We start from the raw sequence: 19825 nt of genomic DNA on the forward strand, positions 1-19825 counted from the left end.
TTCAGTAATAGATGAAAAAACTGTAATAAACCCATAAGACAGTTCACCCCTTTCAAGGTATACTAATTCGATCATTAACCGAATAACTCGCACGGATTTTATGCTTAGCAATCAATCAGTAGACACCATAATTCATGCCCGCTGGGTGATCCCTGTAATCCCACAAAATACAGTGTACGAAAATCATAGTGTGGTAATTTCTGGTAACCAGATTATTGATATTTTGCCAAGTACCGATGTAACAGCAAAATATACAGCAAAAGAAACATATAACCTTGATACTGATCATGCCTTGTTACCCGGCCTTATTAATGCTCACGGCCATAGTGCAATGAGTCTGTTTCGAGGCTTAGCCGATGATCTGCCGTTGATGGAATGGCTTAATGATCATATCTGGCCAGCTGAAGCTAAATGGGTCGATGAAGCATTTGTTGCTGATGGCACATTACTGGCCATCGCTGAGATGATTAGAAGTGGCACGACCTGCTATAGCGACATGTATTTCTTTCCCAATGTCAGCGCTAAAGTCGCCTCTGAGCATAAAATAAGAACCCAGATATGCTTTCCAGTGATCGATTTTCCGACGGCTTGGGCACAGAACTCAGAAGAGTACATTCACAAGGGTGTTGAATTGTTTAATCAATACCGAAATAGTGATTATGTAACGGTAGCATTTGGCCCTCACGCACCATACACCATATCGGATGAACCACTTAAACAGGTCGCGACGTTAGCTGATCAACTCAACGCACAAATTCAAATTCATCTACATGAAACCGCTTTTGAAGTTCAAGAGTCTATTGAAAAATTTGGCGTCAGGCCTATACAGCGCCTTGCAGATTTAGGGCTACTATCCCCTTCTCTACAATGCGTGCATATGACACAACTTAACGATCACGAAATATCGTTAATCGCTCAAAGTGGTGCGCATGTTGTTCATTGCCCAGAGTCAAACCTTAAATTAGCGAGTGGGTTTTCTCCCATTGATAAACTAATCAACGCAGGTATCAATGTAGCATTAGGCACAGATGGTGCTGCAAGTAATAATGACCTTGATCTGCTTAGTGAAATGAAAACTGCGGCCTTGATTGGTAAAGCAGTGGCCGGTGATGCTTCCGCTGTAAACGCACACCAAGCATTAGAGATGGCCACAATTAATGGGGCTAGATCTATGGGGTTAGAAGACAAAATTGGCTCGCTTGAAGCAGGAAAACTTGCTGATATCATTGCTATCGATCTAGGACATATTGACTGCCAACCCGTTTACGACCCGGTATCTCATATTGTTTATGCAACCAATAGCCATCAAGTGACTCATAGCTGGATAGGCGGTGATATTCATATGAAAAACCGTCAGCTATCAATGATCGACACATTTCATCTCACTGAACGCGTAAAACAGTGGGCAGATAAAATAAAATCCGTTGATTAAGCGCTTAAAAATCGCTCAACACAACATCAACGACTAGCAATCAATAATAGACATCATTAAAAAGTATTTACTATAAGTACTAAGGTTGAATCACAATGAATAACCCCGCATTCAAAAATGTAGATAGTCAGGAAATTGCAAAATTCGAGGCATTAGCCAGTCGTTGGTGGGATAGAGAGAGTGAGTTCAAACCATTACATGATATAAACCCACTACGCGTTAATTATATTGATGAGCGCGCAAACTTACCCGGCAAAAAAGTGCTAGACGTTGGTTGTGGAGGCGGAATCTTATCGGAAGGACTGTCTCAGCGCGGCGCTCATGTTGACGGAATCGATATGGGTGAAGCCCCTTTAGCCGTCGCTCGTTTACACGGTCTTGAGTCTGGCGTCAGCGTTAACTACCGTCAAATCACAGTAGAAGAGCTCGCAAGCCAAGAAGCCGGCACTTACGATGTTGTCAGCTGTCTTGAAATGCTTGAGCATGTACCTGACCCTGGTTCGGTCATTAAAGCCTGTTTTACGCTACTAAAGCCTGGTGGCAAGCTATTTCTGTCTACCCTAAACAGAAATCCTAAATCATTTTTATTTGCCATTGTGGGTGCCGAGCACATTCTTAAAATGCTCCCTAAAGGAACCCATGAATTTAAAAAATTCATTCGCCCTTCAGAACTCGCAAGCTATGTAAGAACTGCAGGCTTTGAGCTAAATGACATCACTGGAATGACTTATAACCCGCTTACAAAACGCTATAAATTAGGCCAAGATGTGGATGTAAACTACCTAATGTATGCCGTTAAGCCTAGCTAACAGCCATTATAAATAGACGAGAACACAGTGCTAACATTTATACCTGAAGCGGTTTTATTTGACCTTGACGGCACCTTGCTAGATACGGCCCCTGATTTTATTAGAGTGGTGAATCTGCAGAGACAACGGCATAACTTGCCTCCACTTGCCTCACACTTAATCAGAGAAACCGTATCTAACGGTGCGCGTGCATTGATAAAGCTTGCCTTCGACCTAGACGATAATGATGATGCGTTTACTGTACGGCACGCAGAATTATTAGCGATGTATGAAGCATCCATTGCCGAAGAAACTGTCTTTTTCCCTGGAATAGATCTATTTTTAAAAGAGTTGGAGGCAAAATCGATACCTTGGGGTATTGTGACCAATAAACCTTCACGCTTTACACATCCATTGTTAGAAAGGTTAACGCTCAATAATCGCTGCAGCGTAACCGTTTGCCCGGATGATGTAAGCCAAACTAAACCTCACCCTGAACCCTTATTTCTAGCGTGTAAAAAACTAAATTGTTCACCTGAGAGAACACTCTATGTTGGTGATCATGTGCGAGACATAAACGCTGGGCGAAGTGCTGGAATGATCACTATCGCTGCTCGGTATGGCTATATAGACACCCCAGAACGGGTCGATGAATGGAAAGCCGACCTGATCATCGATCACGGAAACGAACTCACTGAATGGCTAAACGCAGTCAGTTAAAGACGATAGGTTAAACTATTATGCAAGACTATCAAGCTCCAAAAGACCTTTTAGAAGGGAAAGTAATCCTTGTAACGGGCGCAGGTTCAGGCATCGGACAAGCGGCTGCCAAAGCATATGCCGCTCATGGCGCAACAGTTATTTTACTCGGACGAACAATAAAAAAACTTGAGGACGTATATGACGAAATTGAGGCGGCAGGACACCCTCAAGCTGCCATATACCCTATGAATCTAGAAGGCGCGGTCGCAAAAGATTATGACGATATGGCGGCCACTATTCAGAAAGAATTTGGTCGTCTTGATGGAATTCTCCATAATGCCGCATTATTAGGAAGCATTACGCCTATTGAGCAGTACGACCCTAATGAATGGACAAAGCTAATGCAGGTGAACCTTAACGCCCCGTTTATGATGACTCAGGCGTTAATATCACTATTAAGAGAGTCGGAAGACGCATCCATCATCTTCACTTCGTCCAGTGTTGGCAGAAAAGGCCGCGCCTATTGGGGTGCCTACTCGGTATCAAAGTTTGGTGTTGAGGGTCTAATGCAAGTCTTGGCAGATGAACTTGATGATGAACACAACAATGTTCGTGTTAACAGCATAAACCCTGGCGCAACACGTACCAACATGAGAGCTCATGCATTCCCTGCAGAAAATCCCACTCATAATCCTCTACCTGAAGACATTATGGGTATTTATTTATACTTAATGGGGAATGAAAGCACGGGAAAAACAGGTCAGGCGTTTGATGCACAGAAAAAATAGGGCTTAATAAAAAAGGGCCATTTTCAATTAAATTGAGTGGCCCTTTTTTGTATCTAAGCGTTATGCTTTATCGTCTCGATCTCATTAGAGTGCGATATGCTTATTCCACTTTTTCATTTATAACAATTTTTACCACCTCACTGCTGCCTACCGGCACAGGCGACTGAGTCCCTTCTAAATCACCTGGCATTGCGCCCGGCTGACCACTTTTTGAGATTCTAGCGATAATAGTGACCTCTTCAGCCGATGATATTTTGGCCATTGGCCCCATCGCCATAGCATCATTTAAATTAACTAAAATTGGCAAGTCAGCCACAGTCTGACGGCTGGCAGCCAGGGGCATGGGTGAGCCATTAACAGCTTTAGCAATAATGAAAACCGTATCATTCGCCGAAACCTGGCGAGAAAACGAAGCATCTAGCTCAACAAGCACTTTCACACCAATATTCGCATTAGCAGACGTATCCACTGGCGCCATATTGTCCGCTGTTTCTGGTGCTGTCGCGTTCATGCTTACAGAGTACTTATCGACCTGTTCTGGTAAGCCTAATGCAGCTCTTGCCTTATTAATACCGGCAACAATAGCATCTCTACTTGGGTTCTCTGAATCGACTTCAAGAATTCTTCCCCAATGCTTAATGGCATCTTCGTAACGCCCTCCTTCAAAAGCCGCAATGCCTAATAAACCTAAGCTATTTGTTTCGTCCGGGTTCGTAGAAAATGCCTTATCAAGGAGCTCTTGTACTTTATCTGTCATCTGAGCTTGCTGAGCAAAAAACTCTGCCTGCGCAGCTAAGCCATAAATAGACGATGGGTCTTGCTGATCTTTTTCAAGAAGCTCTGCCATTCTGATAAACGCGTAAGACGCTTGATCATACTGCTCAAGATTCATGCTAGAGCGAGCTAACATAAACCAACCTTCTGGATTATCAGGATTAGCTTCTAGCTTTTCTCTCAAGGCTGTCAATAACTCATCTATATTCTGTTTTGGCATCCCTTCGCTAATTGATGGTACTGAGTTACCGTATTCACGGAACTGTTCAACTCCATCTAACGCGCCCCACTTTGCATAAAGCGCATAACTCGCTAAAGGAATACAGAGCAACATTACAGCCGTTACTCCCCAAGCGGCGGTGCTAACAGTCGACCTCTGAACCTGATCACTTTCATCGTGGCTTAATCCATCAACATCAGTGATAAGCCCTGCCTCTAACTCACTTTTTAGCTGCTGAAACTGTGAGTCAGTCAAGCTGCCAGCGTCTTTCTCTGCGGTTATTTCTTCTAATCGGTCTTTAAAAAAGACTATATTCTGCGAGCGTCGATCAAGTGCTGCCTGCCCTGTTTCTGAGTTTTTAGTACTTTTTGCACGATGAACTTTAACGACGGGATAAAGCACAAAGCCTAACGCCACAATAATTAAAACGACGGATACTACCCAAAAATCATTCATTTATTACTTCTCGTCTTCTGACAAAATATGACTTAACTGGTTCTTTTCTTCCTGCGACAGCACTGCACTATCAGTACTTTCTTCTTTGCGCTTCTTTCTAGCACTAAGCACCACAATAATTAAGCCGATAAGTGCGATAATGGCTGGCCCTAACCACAAAAGGTATGTTGATGGATCAAATTTAGGCTTATACACTACAAAATTACCGTAGCGTTCAACCATAAAGTCAACAATCTGATCAGCGTCATCACCCTCTAAGATCAAACGATGAACCTCGTTTCTTAGATCTTTCGCGATGGGTGCATTAGAGTCAGCTATGTTTTGGTTTTGACATTTAGGACAACGCAGCTCCTCTGTTAGCTGTTGATACTGAGAGCGTTGAGCATCCGTTTTAAATTCCAGTGTGTCGGAGCCTTCATTTGCTGATGCAACCACTGACAGCACTATAAATGAAAGCATGGATAACGATAATATTAGTTTCTTCACAGTTTCGTGTCTCATCCACTTAGCAATAAGTTACTAGCCTTGCTTTGAATATTGCTTTATTCGAGGCTCTAAAATACTTTTCCACACCTGTTCATCCACAACGCCGACATGACGGTAACGAACAATGCCCTTTTTATCGACGATGTAGGTTTCTGGAGCACCATATACGCCTAAATCTAGGCCTAACTTTCCTTTCTCATCAAAAATATTGAACAAGTAAGGATTGCCTAGCTGAACTAACCAGTTCTTTGCCGATTCACGCTCATCTTTGTAATTCAACCCAATAACCGGCACACCATACTGCTTAGCAATTTTCAGTAAGTAGGGGTGCTCTACTCGGCATGAAGGGCACCAAGTGGCCCAAACGTTTAGCAGTGATACTTTACCTTTAACGTCTTCTTGGGATAGAAGCCTTTCTGGGTTCTGCAAACTGGGTAAACTAAACAACGGCAATGGATCATCTATTCTGGCAGAGTCTAATTTTGTGGGGTCATTACCTAACCCCCAAAATAATATGACCCCGATAGCCGCAGCAATAATCAATGGTAAAAAAAGCAATACACGTTTCATAATTATGAATCTATACCTTTAAAAAGTTCATGATGACAAACCCAATCAGCACTTATCATTAAACCGTTTTAGGTTGACTATCGTTGTCAGTGCTTGATTGTGTTTCAGCGCCAACCGTTTGAGTTTCTTGAGTGATCGTTTTCTTAATGCGCACACGGTAGCGACGATCTGATACAGCAATAAACCCACCAATAGCCATCATCAGTGCACCTAACCACATCCATCTCACAAATGGCTTATAGTGGACACGAATAGCCCATGCATCACCATCTAAAGGTTCACCCATAGCCACGTATAGATCCCTAAACAAACCTGGGTCGATAGATGCTTCAGTCATCATGTTGCGCTGAGCATTGTAAATACGTTTTTCAGGCTTGAGTGTGGTTATATTTTTCCCGTCAACCCAAACTGAAATAATCGCCTTATCTGCTTCATAGTTAGGCCCCGTTTTATGGGTGAGTTCATCAAACCTAAACTCATAACCTGCAACCACTACGCTGTCGCCAGGCGCAAGTCGAAGGTCTCTTTCTTGCTCGTAATTTGAAACTAAGCAAATACCAATAATCGCAAACGCGACACCTAAGTGCCCAAATACCATACCGATATATGATCGAGTCAATTTCGACAAGCCATGCAATCGACCTTGCTTTGATGATGACTTATTCCATATATCTTTAAACGTAACGGATATTAACCAGAATGAAATCCACATTCCCAAAAATACAGAGGCGTTAAACTCGCCATCAAACATAAACGGGAACAATAGCGCGAGCCCGGTACTTAATACCGCTGCCACCCACAATTGCTTAACCAAAAACTCTACCTTTGTATCCTTCCATCGACTGACAATACCCACCCCCATAACAGCGACGAGAACCGATACGATAGGAACAAATAGCTTATTGAAATATGGTGCACCAACCGACAGCTTTCCGCCGCCGATAAAGTCCATAAATAAAGGGTACAACGTACCTAAAAATACGGTAACAGTCGCCACCATTAAAAATACGTTATTAAGCAACAAAAACGTTTCTCGTGAAAGTAACGTATGACTTGCACGACTACTCACTGCAGGCGCTCTTAATGCGTAGAGTGTTAACGCACCAATCAGCGTAATGGCCAGTAGGCCTAGTATAAACGCACCACGATCAGGGTCAGACGCAAAGGCATGAACAGACGTCAATACCCCTGAGCGAACTAAGAAAGTACCCAGTAAACTTAATGAGAATGCAATAATCGCTAACAACACCGTCCAGCTTTTAAACACGCCACGCTTTTCGGTAACGGCCAACGAGTGCATTAAAGCGGTACCTACTAACCAAGGCATAAATGAAGCATTTTCAACTGGATCCCAGAACCACCAGCCGCCCCAGCCAAGTTCGTAATATGCCCACCAGCTGCCTAATGAAATACCTAATGTAAGAAACGCCCATGCAACGGTTGTCCAAGGACGAGACCAGCGTGCCCAAGCCGCATCTAACCGACCGCTCATTAGTGCAGCTAACGCAAAAGCAAACGCTACAGAAAAACCAACATACCCCATATAAAGCATGGGCGGGTGAATAATTAGACCAATATCTTGAAGTAATGGATTTAAATCTGCGCCTTCTTGAGGAAACTCTGGCAGGTATCGCGTAAATGGGTTAGAAGTAGCCAAAATAAAGAGTCCGAACCCGACGCTAATCATCCCCATGATAGACAATACCCGCGCTAGCATATCTTGCGGAAGATCTCTGCTGAAAATGGCAACAGCAAAGCTCCACCCTGCGAGTATTAATGCCCACAACAGCAGTGAACCTTCATGCCCACCCCATACAGCGCTTAGCTTAAAGTAAAAAGGTAAGTGAGAGTTTGAGTGCGTCGCAACATATTGCACCGAAAAGTCATCGGCAACAAAGGCCAGCGCTAGACATACAAAGCTGAGCATCATGAATACAAACTGCCCTGTCGCCATAGGCCGAGCAAAGCTCATCCATAGTTCACTTCTTATAATGGTACCTACCAGCGGAACTATTGCCTGGATAATAGCAATGGCAAATGCGAGTATTAACGCAAAATGACCTAGCTCTGGTATTAGCTCAGAGTACATATCTACTTCCTGTTTTTAGCGTTATTTAAACGCGTTACAATGTTTAAGTGTCATCAAACAACAAGTTCGATAGTTAGTATGTCTGCTTTTCGGTATACGATTTAACGTCTTGACCGTCTGCAGTTTTTCCTGATTTATCGAGTGCATCTTGCACTTCAGGGGGCATATACTTTTCATCATGCTTAGCGAGCACTTCATCGGCTTGAAAAACGCCATTAGCATCTACATTACCCATTGCAACAACGCCCTGTCCTTCTCTGAACAAGTCAGGCAATATTCCTGTATAGGCAACTGGGATGCTAGCATTGAAATCAGTCAGTTCAAAGTTCACTAATAAACTAGCGTCATCTCTTTTAATACTCCCATCTACTACCATGCCGCCAGCTCTAATTCGAGCCCCTTCAGGTGCTTCACCTTCTGATATCTGGGTTGGGTTATAGAAAAGGTTAATGTTCTCTTGCAATGCAACTAATACTAAACCGACCACTGCAGCACATCCGAAGACTAGAAACAGTACCAATATTAATCGTTGCTTACGTTTTGGGTTCATTGCGCGACTTTCTCCCGCTTCAATCGTTGTAAGTGTTTCTTAATAATGTCTTTCTTTTTTTGTATCGGCACTATCACGTTAGCGACAAAAATCAAAACTGCCACGCCATAGGACAACCAGACATACAGCCCGTGTCCTCCCATGGCTAAAAGATCTGAGAAACTCTCAAAACTCATAAAGCGCCTCCTTTAGTGACTAGCTTCTTAACCCAATTTGTTCGGCGCTCACGTACAAGAATTTCATTTCTAGTACGCAGCAAAATAACGGTTGTAAAAAAACAGTAAAAGCCGATTAGCATTACCAGTAAAGGCACCCACATCTCTGCAGGCATAGCCGGCTTTTCGGTCAATGTAAATGTGGCTGGCTGATGAAGGGTATTCCACCATTCCACGGAGTACTTGATAATTGGAATATTGACCATTCCCACTAATGCTAAGACCGCACTCGCTTTAGCCGCAGTAGACGCGTCTTCAATAGCAGACTGGAGCGCCATAATGCCAAAATAAAGAAACAATAATATTAACATTGAGGTTAAGCGTGCATCCCACACCCACCAAGTTCCCCATGTGGGTTTACCCCATACGGCGCCGGTCAATAATGCCAAAAATGTAAAAGACGCTCCAACAGGGGCCGCTGCTTTAACAAACACATCAGCTAGCTTCATTTTCCATATCAAGCCAATAGCACCTGCAACCGCCATCATCATAAAACAGGATTGAGCCAGGATGGCTGAAGGCACATGTATATAAATAATTCTAAAGCTATTCCCTTGTTGGTAATCAGCGGGGGCAAACGCAAGCGCCCACACACTCCCTGCAACAAGCAATAAAGTAGATACAATAGCAAACCATGGCAGCCATTTACCCGATATATCGTAAAACCATTTAGGGGAGCCTAGCTTGTGAAAAAAAGTCCACATTTATAATTTCTCGTACTTTAAATTAAAAAAGTTTTGTTTATCCATTAACAATAATTAATCTAAATAGATTTAATTGGATAAACTAATTTTTAATGCTGCCGCCGCCGCTATGGGTGACAATGTCAATGACAGCGCAAATATAGCGCCCATTAACGCAATGTAACCATCAATAGGCAACAGGTTAGCCGCAGCTTGAACCGTTCCGGTCCCGAAAATTAACACAGGGATATACAGGGGTAAAATCAACAATGAAATTAACACGCCCCCTACTCTAAGCCCTACGGTTAATGCCGCACCAATTGCCCCAATTAGGCTTAGTACCGGGGTACCCAACAATAATGTAAGCATTAACACTTTAATCGTCTCAAAATCGAGGTGCATCATAACACCTAGCATTGGCGATAAAATAATAAGTGGCACTCCAGTCACCAACCAATGGGCACATATTTTAGCTAAAACCATTATAAACAAAGGTTGAGGCGTTAAAATAATCTGTTCTAATGAACCATCTTCGAAATCCGATCTAAAAAGACTATCTAATGATAATAACGTCGCAAGTAATGCCGCCACCCATACAACACCAGCACCCGCTTCTTGCAAAAAGGATTTTTCAGGACTAACCCCTAGAGGAAATAAGCTCACGACAATCGTAAAGAAGATCAGCGGATTAACAAGATCTTGACGACGTCTATAAGCGAGGGTCAGGTCTCTTTTTAATACGGCAATAAAGGTATTCATTACCGATGGAGGCGTTGTAGCGGCCGCAATAGTAGGCATTCCGTTACTCATATTTCAGCTCCACCAACTATCGAGGTACCTGTCACCGAAGTACCGGCCATCAAAGTACAAGCACCAGCAGGCTTGCCAAGCTGTAATTTTTTAAACCCGCTTTCAAGTTGTAGCTCATGGTGAGTCGTTAACAGAACCGCACCGCCTTGTTGTGCGCGCGTTTGTAAAAGTGTCTCGAGTTCTTTGACGCCTTTTTTATCGATCGCAGTGAATGCTTCATCAAGTATCCATAGCGCATCCGTGGATAAATAAAGTCGAGCGAGTGCGACTCTACGGTGCTGTCCAGCCGATAAGTTGTGGCAGGGCACATCCTCATAACCATATAGCCCGACTTTTTCTAATGCATAGTGTATTTGGTCATCAGATACATGTTGACGCACCCCCATCAGGGCTCGTAAGTTTTCAACTGGCGTAAGGATCGCTTTAACACCAGGTTTATGACCTAAATAAAGAAGATTTGAAAGGAAGTCTATTCGAGAGGCGTTAACCGGCTCACCTTTCCAGAAAATAGCCCCTTCGTAAGCGCCCGACAGCCCACTCATAATACGCAGCAATGTTGTTTTCCCTGAACCATTAGGGCCTTCTACTTGGATTATCTCGCCGGCATTTATTGAAAAGTTAAGGTCTTCAAACAATACACGTTCATCACGTTCACAAAACAGTGATTCGGCGCGCAATAATTCGCTAGTAGATGTGTCGATAACAGTAGGCGGAACAGCAGACATTTATAACCTTCAACAACAATTTGGCTAATCTGTTTGCAGCACCATCAGCCTTTAAGGCCGCACAGTATACACAAACGGAATAAACTTCCCTAATGCTTAACTCAGGCCTATTATATAGTAAGGTTTGAAACAAATCCCTTGACCTAACTCACGTTAAATTGGGGCAAAGATTACAACTCGTTAAGGTTTTAGCTTAAAGGCTCCGAGTAAGAAGATGAGGACACTATAATTTCATGTCGATCGATGCGCCCAATAACAATAGCACCCAAACACGTTCATCGTCATCAAAGCCTTCTTCAAACCGGCCTGAAGCCCAGTCGGCAGCGCCTTCAGACAAGCCTGCGACCTCTCTAGACAGCATTAATATAAAAGTGGGTCAGGCCGTTCGCGCAAAAGTTCTCGAAACCTTGAACATAGCGACAGCACGCGCCACGCAAAACCAGTTTAATGTTACCCTAGAGATCGGTGGCGAAAAGCTTGCAGTTAAAACCAACATATTGCTACAGCCAGGCCAAATAGTTAACCTAAATGTTAACAACAAAGGCGAGTTGATTCTCCCGAAACCAGCAAACAATGATGCTGCTACGTTAATTTCGGCACTTTCAAAAGTACTGCCTTACCAGCAGCCCGTTGGTAAAGTTTTAACGACCCTTTTACAAAACCTCCCCACTCTCGGAGCTGAGAATAGCCAAGTAGCGCGACTGACCGAACAGTTAACCGCCCTGCTGCCCAAAGCGGCTAGTTTCTCTACAAACATTAGCAACAATCAGCAGTCGAACCCTGCTCAGCTCGTTAAACAAGCCATGTCTCAATCGGGCATTTTTATGGAAAGCACCTTTGCCAGTGCAGGTAAACAACAGACTTTATCCCAAGCAAGCTCGACCTCGCTCAGTGGCTCACTACTAAGCAACGCAACAATAGCCCTCGCTCAGGCTATAAAGTCTGCTACGTCAACCAGTACAACAAGTGCCTCATCAACTACTACAAACTCAGCAAATGCATTACTCACTACGACAGGCATGGCAACCCCCACCGACTTAAAGTCAACTATCAGTCAATTAATTAACAGCTTAAATAGCATTTACGCAGCCAAACACTCTGCGACAGGTCAAATCCCCCGCTTTATGGCCGAAGCCGATCCTAACCTATTGGTTAATCCGTTTAATTTTCCTTCGCCACTCAGTGCCACAAAATCAACCTCGCAGTATGACAAAAACTTGTCAGTCGGCGATCTATTAAAACGCTTGGCTGGCGCCCTTAACCGCATTCAGTTCCAACAGCTCAATAGCCTGTATCAAGCTCAAACAGCTTCTACAGATACAACATCTGTGCAAACATGGCAAATGGAGCTTCCATTTCTAACGTCGCAAAATCAAATTGATTCAGTGCAATTAAGAATAGATGAAGAAAAAGATAATAATGATAATGACGCTGACACAGAGAAGAAGTCAAAATGGAAACTGGCACTCACATTCGATCTAGAAGGGCTTGGCCCTATTTTCATTCAAGTCAATCTTTCGCCTCCCACAGTTTCAACCACTATTTGGGCCGAGGAACAAAAAACACTGAAGTTAATTAATCAGGAAACTCATAACTTAAGAGACAGCTTTTCTGAGTTAGGTCTAACTGTTGAAGATATCACCTGTCGACAAGGGCAGCCTAATATGCGAAAAACACGCATAGACCAGCAAATTGTGGATATAAAAGCATAACGACACCCTAATAATCCGTTCATAGAAGTGACCATGGCAAAATCTGAAGAACAGAAGACGAATACAGCTGTCGCATTAAAATACGATGGTGAAGAGGCCCCTACCATTACTGCAACCGGTGAAGGCTCTGTCGCTGATGAGATAATTCGTATTGCAAAAGAATCTAATGTTCCTCTTTATGAAAATGCCGACTTAGTAGCACTGCTTTCCAAACTAGAACTTGGAGATAACATTCCTGAAGTTCTATATAAGGTCATTGCCGAAATAATTGCCTTTGCTTATCACATTCAAAACAAAGTACCAGAAGGTTTTAATAGGGAGAGTGGGGAGATGGAACGAAGAGAAAAACCAATAAATTAGAAAAACAATATCATCGATGACTTGATTGTCTGAGTGAAGAAGGTGAAAAATATCGCTTGCTTGGCAGCTCACCAAAGAACTCTACTGGCGAATTTTCAAGTTCTTTCCATGACTGGGTAAAATGCTGCCCACTTTTTAAATCATGATACGTATCTGCGACTTTCCATATACCCGGCATCTGCGGAAAAAACTTCGTGTAGGATAAGCTAACCCGCCACAATTTATCACTTTTGTCATACTGTTCCGTTATCAGCGTTAACCAAGAATCTTCATCAAGGTAAAGTCGCCTTCGTCCATATATATGGTTCTCACGCTCCTTTAACTTGGCTTCTAGCACCCAAACTCTGTGCAACTCATACCTTGTACGATCGAGGTTAATATGATGTTTAGTGGATAGCGCCTCTATCCCGATATCGACAAGTAATTCATTGTTATAAGGGATATAAACCTCCTGTTTTCCCAGAAGCTCCCAGTCGTACCGGTCAGGTAACCCATTAAATAAATCAACCTCATCCACTACTCTCACCATCTCTGAGTTGGGGTTAGGCGTATCGTATGCCAAAACAGGAATCCGCTTTACTCGTCGCTGTTGAGCGTCGTAAAACCATGACTTTCTGGGGTTCAGTCGTTGATTTAAGGTGTCATAAATCAGTAGTCCGCCTCCCGCCATACTAGGAGGAGAAACGGTTCGGGTGAGATAGTAGGTTTTCACATGTTTTTCAGAAAAAATACCTCTATCGGGCGCATAATATGGGCTGGCTATCTCCCCTTTTGAAAGTATTTCTTGATAGTGTCCATTTGCCTGCACTAATACCTCTGACACATTTGCCTTCATGTGAACCCCTCGCCACGCAACAAGGTGATTCCACAAAGCTTCTAAAGCATTTTGAGGGACTGGAAAAGGTACTCCCTGCCAAACATCTGTAATGCCGTTTCCGTCATCTATCAGACGTGCCGACAAATAATTTTTTTGCGTCGCCTGATAGACATACTCAGGTACATGATGAGTACGATATGTTTTATAGATGGGCATTTTAAAGCTGTCTGGATAAGCCTTTATTAACGCTTGCTGCCCTAAACTAAGATTGTCTTTGTAATTATTTAGGTTGTCCTTAGCGATATAAAACAAAGGCTGCTCATTTGCTATTGCTGCTAACTGTTGCCGAGTCAAAATGTCACTTTTATTCCACGCAGGTATAACACCGGTTGCATTACCCCCTGCCTCTGCTCCCAAAGGTGTAAGCCCTAATGCTGCTAACGGCGTCTTACCACTACTCTCTGTACTATAGGCAAAAGAGGAATATAGCATCAGCGCTAACGCGATAATAAAGGCCCGTTGATTATGCATGAGCCGATACCCACTTATCACGCCCCGTCTCTTTGGCTTTATACAGTGCTTCATCTGCCAAATTAACCAAACGTTCCTCTTTACAGTCGGGTATTAAACTGGATGTTGAAATACCAATACTAATGGTAATCGTTATAATCTCGCCTTCGATATCGATAGGTAATTTTCTAATATTATTACAAATTTTATCCGCAATAATGGTAGCCCCTTTTTCATCAGTGTCAGGCAACAAGATAGCAAACTCTTCTCCGCCATACCTAGCAACCACATCGCCGGGGCGACCAAGGCTATCTTGCAGACACTGTGCGACTAACTGCAAACACTTATCCCCCGCCGTGTGCCCATAGGTATCATTAACACGTTTAAAATGATCAATATCCATCATTAATAAACTCGTAGTCTGGTCGGCTTTACGACTAAGATTAAAGCGCTCTTTTAGACTGTCATTAAAATACTTTCTATTTCTAATACCTGTTAAAGCGTCTGTAATGGTCGTTTCAATAAGTTCTTGTTGCCTCTCTTTGAGTTGGATTCTCATGGCTTCAAAGAGAGCCGCTAGATGGCTTAATTCGTCATGCGACTTTATCATAATAGGCTTATCTAACGCCCCATTTGCAACCTGTACTGCCGCTTTTGATAATTGTTTTAATGAGCCTTTAACACCTAAATAGAACCCAATAAAAAGGTAAAGAAACACACAAACCAACCCGCCTATAGCAAAAGCATAAGTACTGCGCTTAACCTGCATTTCCTCTTCTTCAGTTACATAATGATCTTCTAAAAAGCTGATTAATCCTCGTCTAAATTGGTTAAAGCCGTTAATAGAATCACTAGACTGCAGCCAAAACACATCGATAGGGGTTGTTAAGTCTGGGTCTAACAAAATTTGATCATCAATTTGTAGGTATATTTCGTCCAAGTGATTGACCGCAGTGGTGTCAATAATATGACTATTATTGATTTTAGGATACGATGACAGCAGACCCGTTAAGCGATCTCTTAGGTGCCCTTCGCCATCTTTCAATTTAGCTTGCCCATTATTAATTAGTTCAACCCCAGAAGAACTCAATACTTTATTCGTTATAAAATAGCTGCCATAAGCACGCACTTCACCCATAGCCTCAAACGATTTTTGCAACTCAGCGGTTAGAATCACCACTAAGTGGTTCGCCAGTGGGTCTATATCCCCCAGCAAACCATTCATATTAGCGATTTGATACTGAATAGAATAAGCCGAGTCTACAATCAAGTTTACTTTATCAAATATGGCACTTTCTAAATCAGCTTCAGACCCTGATGACAGACTCAACACCTGAATTGATCGCTTTAAAGCAAATAGCTCCATACTAATCAACTGACTTGCATTGCTCAGCTTATGTTCAATAAAGTAATTTAGTTTCGCTAATACATCATTCTTAGCACTATCGTATTTCTCTTCGGTTATCGGTGAACTATGAAACCGTTTTACGACACTTAGATCTCGTAATGTTTCCAAGGCCACGATAACTGGCAAAAAATCACTGATATTTTTAGCGCCTATATATTTAAGATGTGTAGCTCTCAGTTGTTGATTGCTATCAATAGTCGACTGAATACTCGTGATGCTCAGTGGTACAGCAAAAAGCATTGATACCAAAAAGAACTTCGCAGGAAACGTAAAGCGGTTCATGAGACTGCGAGCAGGTAAGAAAAAATAATGAAACATCGTTTAGTTATATAGTCCGATACCGAGACAATTTTAAACCAATGGATTGTGCTACGTAATCCACACCCCATCGACCAACGTTACTATTAAGTGTAGCAGTGCCGCTAGATATAGCCCCCCTTATTACTCTAAAAATATGGTAGTACGCATAAAAAATCCCGCCTTTAGCGGGAGTTCAAATAGCGGTTCGCATGCACTCTAAAAACTAATTTACAGTTATATCACAAGACTGATTTTTCTGACTTAACGCTGTCACTAACTCAGCTTCAGGGCGCGAGATACCACAACTATTCATAAGGTCTTCTACATCTGCACCTAGTTCAACTAAGCGTGTTGCTTCAGTGTAAGAAACCCTATTCGGATCATTTTTAACCATTTCATCCTGATTATGCTTTAATTCTGATATTTGTTTTTCAAGTGAAATAAGCTTTCGACCAATACCCATAGAGCCACTGCCAATCGCTTGCAGCTCCTGACTCACCGATTTAATCAGTTCATTTTGTTTTGCTGTCTGCTTACTAATCGTATGCCTAAGATAAACGACATACCCCACCAACGCGGCAGACACAGCCAAACTTAATAATGGTGCATATTGCTCTAGCATATATTTCTCCTTACTCTCAAACCTTACAGGCTTGACATATCAGCCCATTCATCTTCGCTGAGCATTTTTTCAAACTCAACAAGAATAATAAGCTCACCATTTTTATTACACACGCCTTGAATAAATCGAGCACTCTCTTCATTACCAACATTCGGCGCAGTCTCAACTTCTGACTGTTTTAAATAAACCACTTCTGCCACAGAGTCGACTAATACACCTACCACCTGATTGTCTATTTCCAACACCACAATACGGGTATGATCAGAAATATCAGACTGAGTAAGTCCAAACCGCTTTCGTGTATCAATTACCGTAACCACATTACCGCGAAGATTGATAATTCCCAATACATAATCTGGCGCACCTGGCACCGGTGCAATTTCGGTGTAACGTAACACTTCTTGAATCTGCATTACGTTTATACCGTATGTTTCATCATCTAAACGAAAGGTTACATACTGGAAGATAGGATCTTCTGCAGTTTGACCACTATGAGCTGTACTAGATGCCATATTCCGAACCTCTTGATCCTATTTTTAATAATCGAGCGTCAAAAATTGTTTATACCAAAAAAGCTGTCAAAAAATCATCTTTTAAACTTAATTTAGTTCTCTATCGCACAATTCATGCCACGTTATAAATAAAAAGTCATAAATGCTTAGGTATAGTATAGACAGAGTTTAGATAAGTGACAGAACCGTGATAAGAATAAGATTTAGCGTAAGCTAAAATTAAAGGATTTAACGGTTTAAATCGGGGAATGGTTGGTTTTTTCTGCAGTATCAAGAAGACGAGCAACAGCGGCAACATCCATTAACGCGCACATATGATCAATCACAGTGCCGGCTAACCAAGGCCTTTTACCTCTATTAGTTCTCCAACGAACCTCCTCAGGCGAAATAGTGATCGATTGAGCAACTGAGTCACACGCCATGCCCCATTCGCTATTATCAAGCCGAATCACAAACCGATACCCATCTTTAACGCCTTCATGATAACGCTCAGGCATAATCCATAAAGCAGAATCAACCACTCGAATATTTTTTTCACCAACCGGCAGTAAACCCAAAAACCAACGAGGCCGCCCAACGAGTGGTGTTAGCTCTTGATCAATAGTATGAATAGCCCCCAAAGACACTAACGGCACAGCCAATTTCAGCCCTGCAACGGTAAAAAGTAAACACTCAAAACGCCCTTGAGCCCATTGCGGTCTTCCATTTTCGAGCCATTCACCTGAAGATTTCTGGTCTTCAGTCGATACGGGAGGTACTTCCTCTATTATCTCGACCGAGGTTTCAACGGGTTGAGTTAATGCCCGCTCAGCGGATTGGAGGTTTTCGGGGTGCTGAAGGATTTCTGTCGGTTTATGTTTAGCTAATGTGGCAGCAGGTCTTGTTACTGTTTTTTCCAGTTTTTCCTTAATGCTAATGGTTGGTGCTGAAGCAGGTGCTTGAGTCGTTTCCACTACACTGCCTTCAAGCGACTGAACAACCGGCATGACCTTTAATGGCAACGGCTTAATTGATAACGGCTCACGAAAGTCCCGCTGAGACGCTCTTCCTAAAGCTCTTTTTTTCTCAAGTCTTTGGGCTGCCAGTGACGTTTCTCTGCCAGCAGAATATGCCGCACTAACACTAGTATAGGACGATTGAGGTCTGACGCTTAACGCTTGCGTACTCGGTGCTGCGATAACAGGCTTTTGAACAAGCTTATCTTGTTCCTTTTTTCTGAAAATTTGAGCGTTTTTGTCTGCCTCTGCTTGCAGAGCCTTGTCTTCCTCTTCCTGCCTTAGCTTGTCCAACGGTGACGTGGTAGGTTGCGCTTGCAATAAATCGTTAAGATAGTCTTGCACCGCAATTTGAGGATTTATGGTATCGGTATATCGTTTACGACTCATATCGAACTACTCATATCGAACACTTTATATCGAACGTTTATAACGAATGATGCAACCGGTAAATGACAGGTCATTGACCGTATTTACCCGTACACAATCAGGCATTGACTGTTTCGCCTTCCCTGATATTTTCTAATAACTTTTTATAAGCTCGCACACCATGAGTTGACGCATCCAGCTCAGAAGGTACGATGCCAATCCTACTGGCGTCTCTAAATTTTGTATCAACCGGAATGGCATACTTCCAGACTTGTTGACCCCATGTATTTTTGACCGATCTAAGGCTCTGCACTGACGCCTGAGTTCGTCTATCAAACATGGTCGGTATAATGGTGTACGTCAATTTACTTTTCTGAGATTTTATCACCATCTCAAGTGTGTGCATCATCCTTTCTAGGCCTTTAAGGGCTAAAAATTCAGTCTGCACAGGTATCATAAGGTGCTGACTAGCCGCGAGCGCATTGATCATTAAAACACCCAGTGACGGCGTGTTATCAATCAATACGTAGTCAAAATCATCCCAGAGTATAGCCAAAGCACGCGAGATAATGAGCCCCATACCCTCAACCCCAACCATGCGTCGCTCTAGTGTGGCTAATGCTGTCGATGCAGGCATTAACTTTAAGCCAGGCATTGATGTTTTCACAATCAATGTTGATGGCAAGTCTTCTGGCACTTTACCCTGATGCAAAAACAAATCAAATGCGCTATGTTCGATGGTATCAGGGTCGTATTTAAAATAACTAGTCAGTGAGCCGTGTGGATCAAGATCCATCAATAGCACGCGCTTACCTTCTTTAGCTAATATCCCGCCCAGCGCAACAGTGGTCGTCGTTTTACCTACACCACCCTTCTGATTTGCAATTGCCCAGATACGCACAGCGTAACCTCTTCATTTTCTGTCTATTAAA

21 protein-coding genes are annotated in these 19825 nt (G+C 42.7%); 6 read left to right on the forward strand and 15 right to left on the reverse strand.

What is annotated here, in order from left to right:
• Positions 1 to 100 precede the first annotated feature (100 nt).
• From NKI27_RS12655 to NKI27_RS12670, 4 genes are all read left to right on the forward strand, one after another.
• The gene (locus tag NKI27_RS12655; protein WP_265046406.1) at positions 101 to 1432 is read left to right on the forward strand and encodes a TRZ/ATZ family hydrolase; all 1332 of its coding nucleotides are present in this window, start codon (positions 101 to 103) and stop codon (positions 1430 to 1432) included.
• Positions 1433 to 1527: 95 nt separating this feature from the next.
• Entirely contained in the window at positions 1528 to 2241 is a 714-nt protein-coding gene (gene ubiG / locus NKI27_RS12660) for a bifunctional 2-polyprenyl-6-hydroxyphenol methylase/3-demethylubiquinol 3-O-methyltransferase UbiG (RefSeq protein ID WP_265046407.1), read from the forward strand.
• 27 nt (positions 2242 to 2268) lie between these two features.
• On the forward strand, positions 2269 to 2940 hold the full coding sequence (locus tag NKI27_RS12665) for an HAD-IA family hydrolase (protein WP_265046408.1): 672 nt from the start codon (positions 2269 to 2271) through the stop codon (positions 2938 to 2940).
• Between the two features lie 20 nt (positions 2941 to 2960).
• Positions 2961 to 3710 (forward strand): YciK family oxidoreductase, encoded by a 750-nt coding sequence (locus NKI27_RS12670; RefSeq protein WP_265046409.1) that lies wholly within the window; start codon positions 2961 to 2963, stop codon positions 3708 to 3710.
• 100 nt (positions 3711 to 3810) lie between these two features.
• On the opposite strand, the gene ccmI is transcribed toward NKI27_RS12670, so the two are convergent.
• The 9 genes from ccmI to ccmA all read right to left on the reverse strand — a co-directional run bounded on the left by ccmI (position 3811) and on the right by ccmA (position 11288).
• Positions 3811 to 5160, reverse strand: coding sequence for a c-type cytochrome biogenesis protein CcmI (ccmI, locus tag NKI27_RS12675; protein WP_265046410.1), 1350 nt, complete (start codon positions 5158 to 5160; stop codon positions 3811 to 3813).
• A 3-nt stretch (positions 5161 to 5163) separates the two neighbouring features.
• Positions 5164 to 5646 carry a cytochrome c-type biogenesis protein gene (locus tag NKI27_RS12680; RefSeq protein ID WP_265046411.1) on the reverse strand — a complete coding sequence of 161 codons (483 nt, stop codon included), beginning with the start codon at positions 5644 to 5646 and terminating at the stop codon, positions 5164 to 5166.
• Positions 5647 to 5679: 33 nt separating this feature from the next.
• A complete protein-coding gene (locus NKI27_RS12685; RefSeq protein WP_265046412.1) occupies positions 5680 to 6216 on the reverse strand; it encodes a DsbE family thiol:disulfide interchange protein in 537 nt (178 codons plus the stop codon).
• 58 nt (positions 6217 to 6274) lie between these two features.
• Positions 6275 to 8305, reverse strand: a complete 2031-nt coding sequence (locus NKI27_RS12690; protein ID WP_265046413.1) for a heme lyase CcmF/NrfE family subunit — start codon at positions 8303 to 8305, stop codon at positions 6275 to 6277.
• Positions 8306 to 8378: 73 nt separating this feature from the next.
• Positions 8379 to 8855 (reverse strand): cytochrome c maturation protein CcmE, encoded by a 477-nt coding sequence (ccmE, locus tag NKI27_RS12695; protein ID WP_265046414.1) that lies wholly within the window; start codon positions 8853 to 8855, stop codon positions 8379 to 8381.
• Complete coding sequence (ccmD, locus tag NKI27_RS12700) at positions 8852 to 9031, reverse strand: heme exporter protein CcmD (RefSeq protein WP_265046415.1); 180 nt, start codon at positions 9029 to 9031, stop codon at positions 8852 to 8854. Before ccmD ends, ccmE begins: the two co-directional genes overlap by 4 nt.
• A complete protein-coding gene (locus NKI27_RS12705) occupies positions 9028 to 9774 on the reverse strand; it encodes a heme ABC transporter permease (RefSeq protein WP_265046416.1) in 747 nt (248 codons plus the stop codon). The genes ccmD and NKI27_RS12705 overlap by 4 nt, the downstream gene beginning before the upstream one ends.
• 69 nt (positions 9775 to 9843) lie before the next feature.
• Complete coding sequence (ccmB, locus tag NKI27_RS12710; RefSeq protein WP_406802424.1) at positions 9844 to 10563, reverse strand: heme exporter protein CcmB; 720 nt, start codon at positions 10561 to 10563, stop codon at positions 9844 to 9846.
• Complete coding sequence (gene ccmA / locus NKI27_RS12715; protein ID WP_265046417.1) at positions 10560 to 11288, reverse strand: cytochrome c biogenesis heme-transporting ATPase CcmA; 729 nt, start codon at positions 11286 to 11288, stop codon at positions 10560 to 10562. Before ccmA ends, ccmB begins: the two co-directional genes overlap by 4 nt.
• 233 nt (positions 11289 to 11521) lie before the next feature.
• On the opposite strand from ccmA, the gene fliK reads away from it, so the two are divergent.
• Both fliK and NKI27_RS12725 read left to right on the forward strand, forming a co-directional pair.
• Positions 11522 to 13000: a flagellar hook-length control protein FliK gene (fliK, locus tag NKI27_RS12720; RefSeq protein WP_265046418.1), complete on the forward strand. Its 1479-nt coding sequence runs from the start codon at positions 11522 to 11524 to the stop codon at positions 12998 to 13000.
• 33 nt (positions 13001 to 13033) lie between these two features.
• The gene (locus NKI27_RS12725; RefSeq protein ID WP_265046419.1) at positions 13034 to 13360 is read left to right on the forward strand and encodes an EscU/YscU/HrcU family type III secretion system export apparatus switch protein; all 327 of its coding nucleotides are present in this window, start codon (positions 13034 to 13036) and stop codon (positions 13358 to 13360) included.
• A gap of 10 nt (positions 13361 to 13370) precedes the next feature.
• Here the strand turns inward: NKI27_RS12725 and NKI27_RS12730 are convergent, their stop codons facing one another.
• From NKI27_RS12730 to NKI27_RS12755, 6 genes are all read right to left on the reverse strand, one after another.
• Positions 13371 to 14708, reverse strand: a complete 1338-nt coding sequence (locus NKI27_RS12730) for a DUF1329 domain-containing protein (RefSeq protein WP_265046420.1) — start codon at positions 14706 to 14708, stop codon at positions 13371 to 13373.
• The gene (locus NKI27_RS12735; RefSeq protein WP_265046421.1) at positions 14701 to 16377 is read right to left on the reverse strand and encodes a sensor domain-containing diguanylate cyclase; all 1677 of its coding nucleotides are present in this window, start codon (positions 16375 to 16377) and stop codon (positions 14701 to 14703) included. Before NKI27_RS12735 ends, NKI27_RS12730 begins: the two co-directional genes overlap by 8 nt.
• A 241-nt stretch (positions 16378 to 16618) precedes the next feature.
• Complete coding sequence (locus NKI27_RS12740; protein WP_265046422.1) at positions 16619 to 17017, reverse strand: DUF2802 domain-containing protein; 399 nt, start codon at positions 17015 to 17017, stop codon at positions 16619 to 16621.
• A 23-nt stretch (positions 17018 to 17040) separates the two neighbouring features.
• A complete protein-coding gene (locus NKI27_RS12745; RefSeq protein WP_265046423.1) occupies positions 17041 to 17529 on the reverse strand; it encodes a chemotaxis protein CheW in 489 nt (162 codons plus the stop codon).
• A gap of 236 nt (positions 17530 to 17765) precedes the next feature.
• Positions 17766 to 18914: a CheW domain-containing protein gene (locus tag NKI27_RS12750; protein WP_265046424.1), complete on the reverse strand. Its 1149-nt coding sequence runs from the start codon at positions 18912 to 18914 to the stop codon at positions 17766 to 17768.
• Positions 18915 to 19011: 97 nt separating this feature from the next.
• Complete coding sequence (locus NKI27_RS12755; protein ID WP_265046425.1) at positions 19012 to 19794, reverse strand: ParA family protein; 783 nt, start codon at positions 19792 to 19794, stop codon at positions 19012 to 19014.
• Between the last annotated feature and the right edge of the window lie 31 nt (positions 19795 to 19825).

The organism is Alkalimarinus alittae (genome assembly GCF_026016465.1).
GTDB classification, from domain to species: Bacteria; Pseudomonadota; Gammaproteobacteria; order Pseudomonadales; family Oleiphilaceae; genus Alkalimarinus; species Alkalimarinus alittae.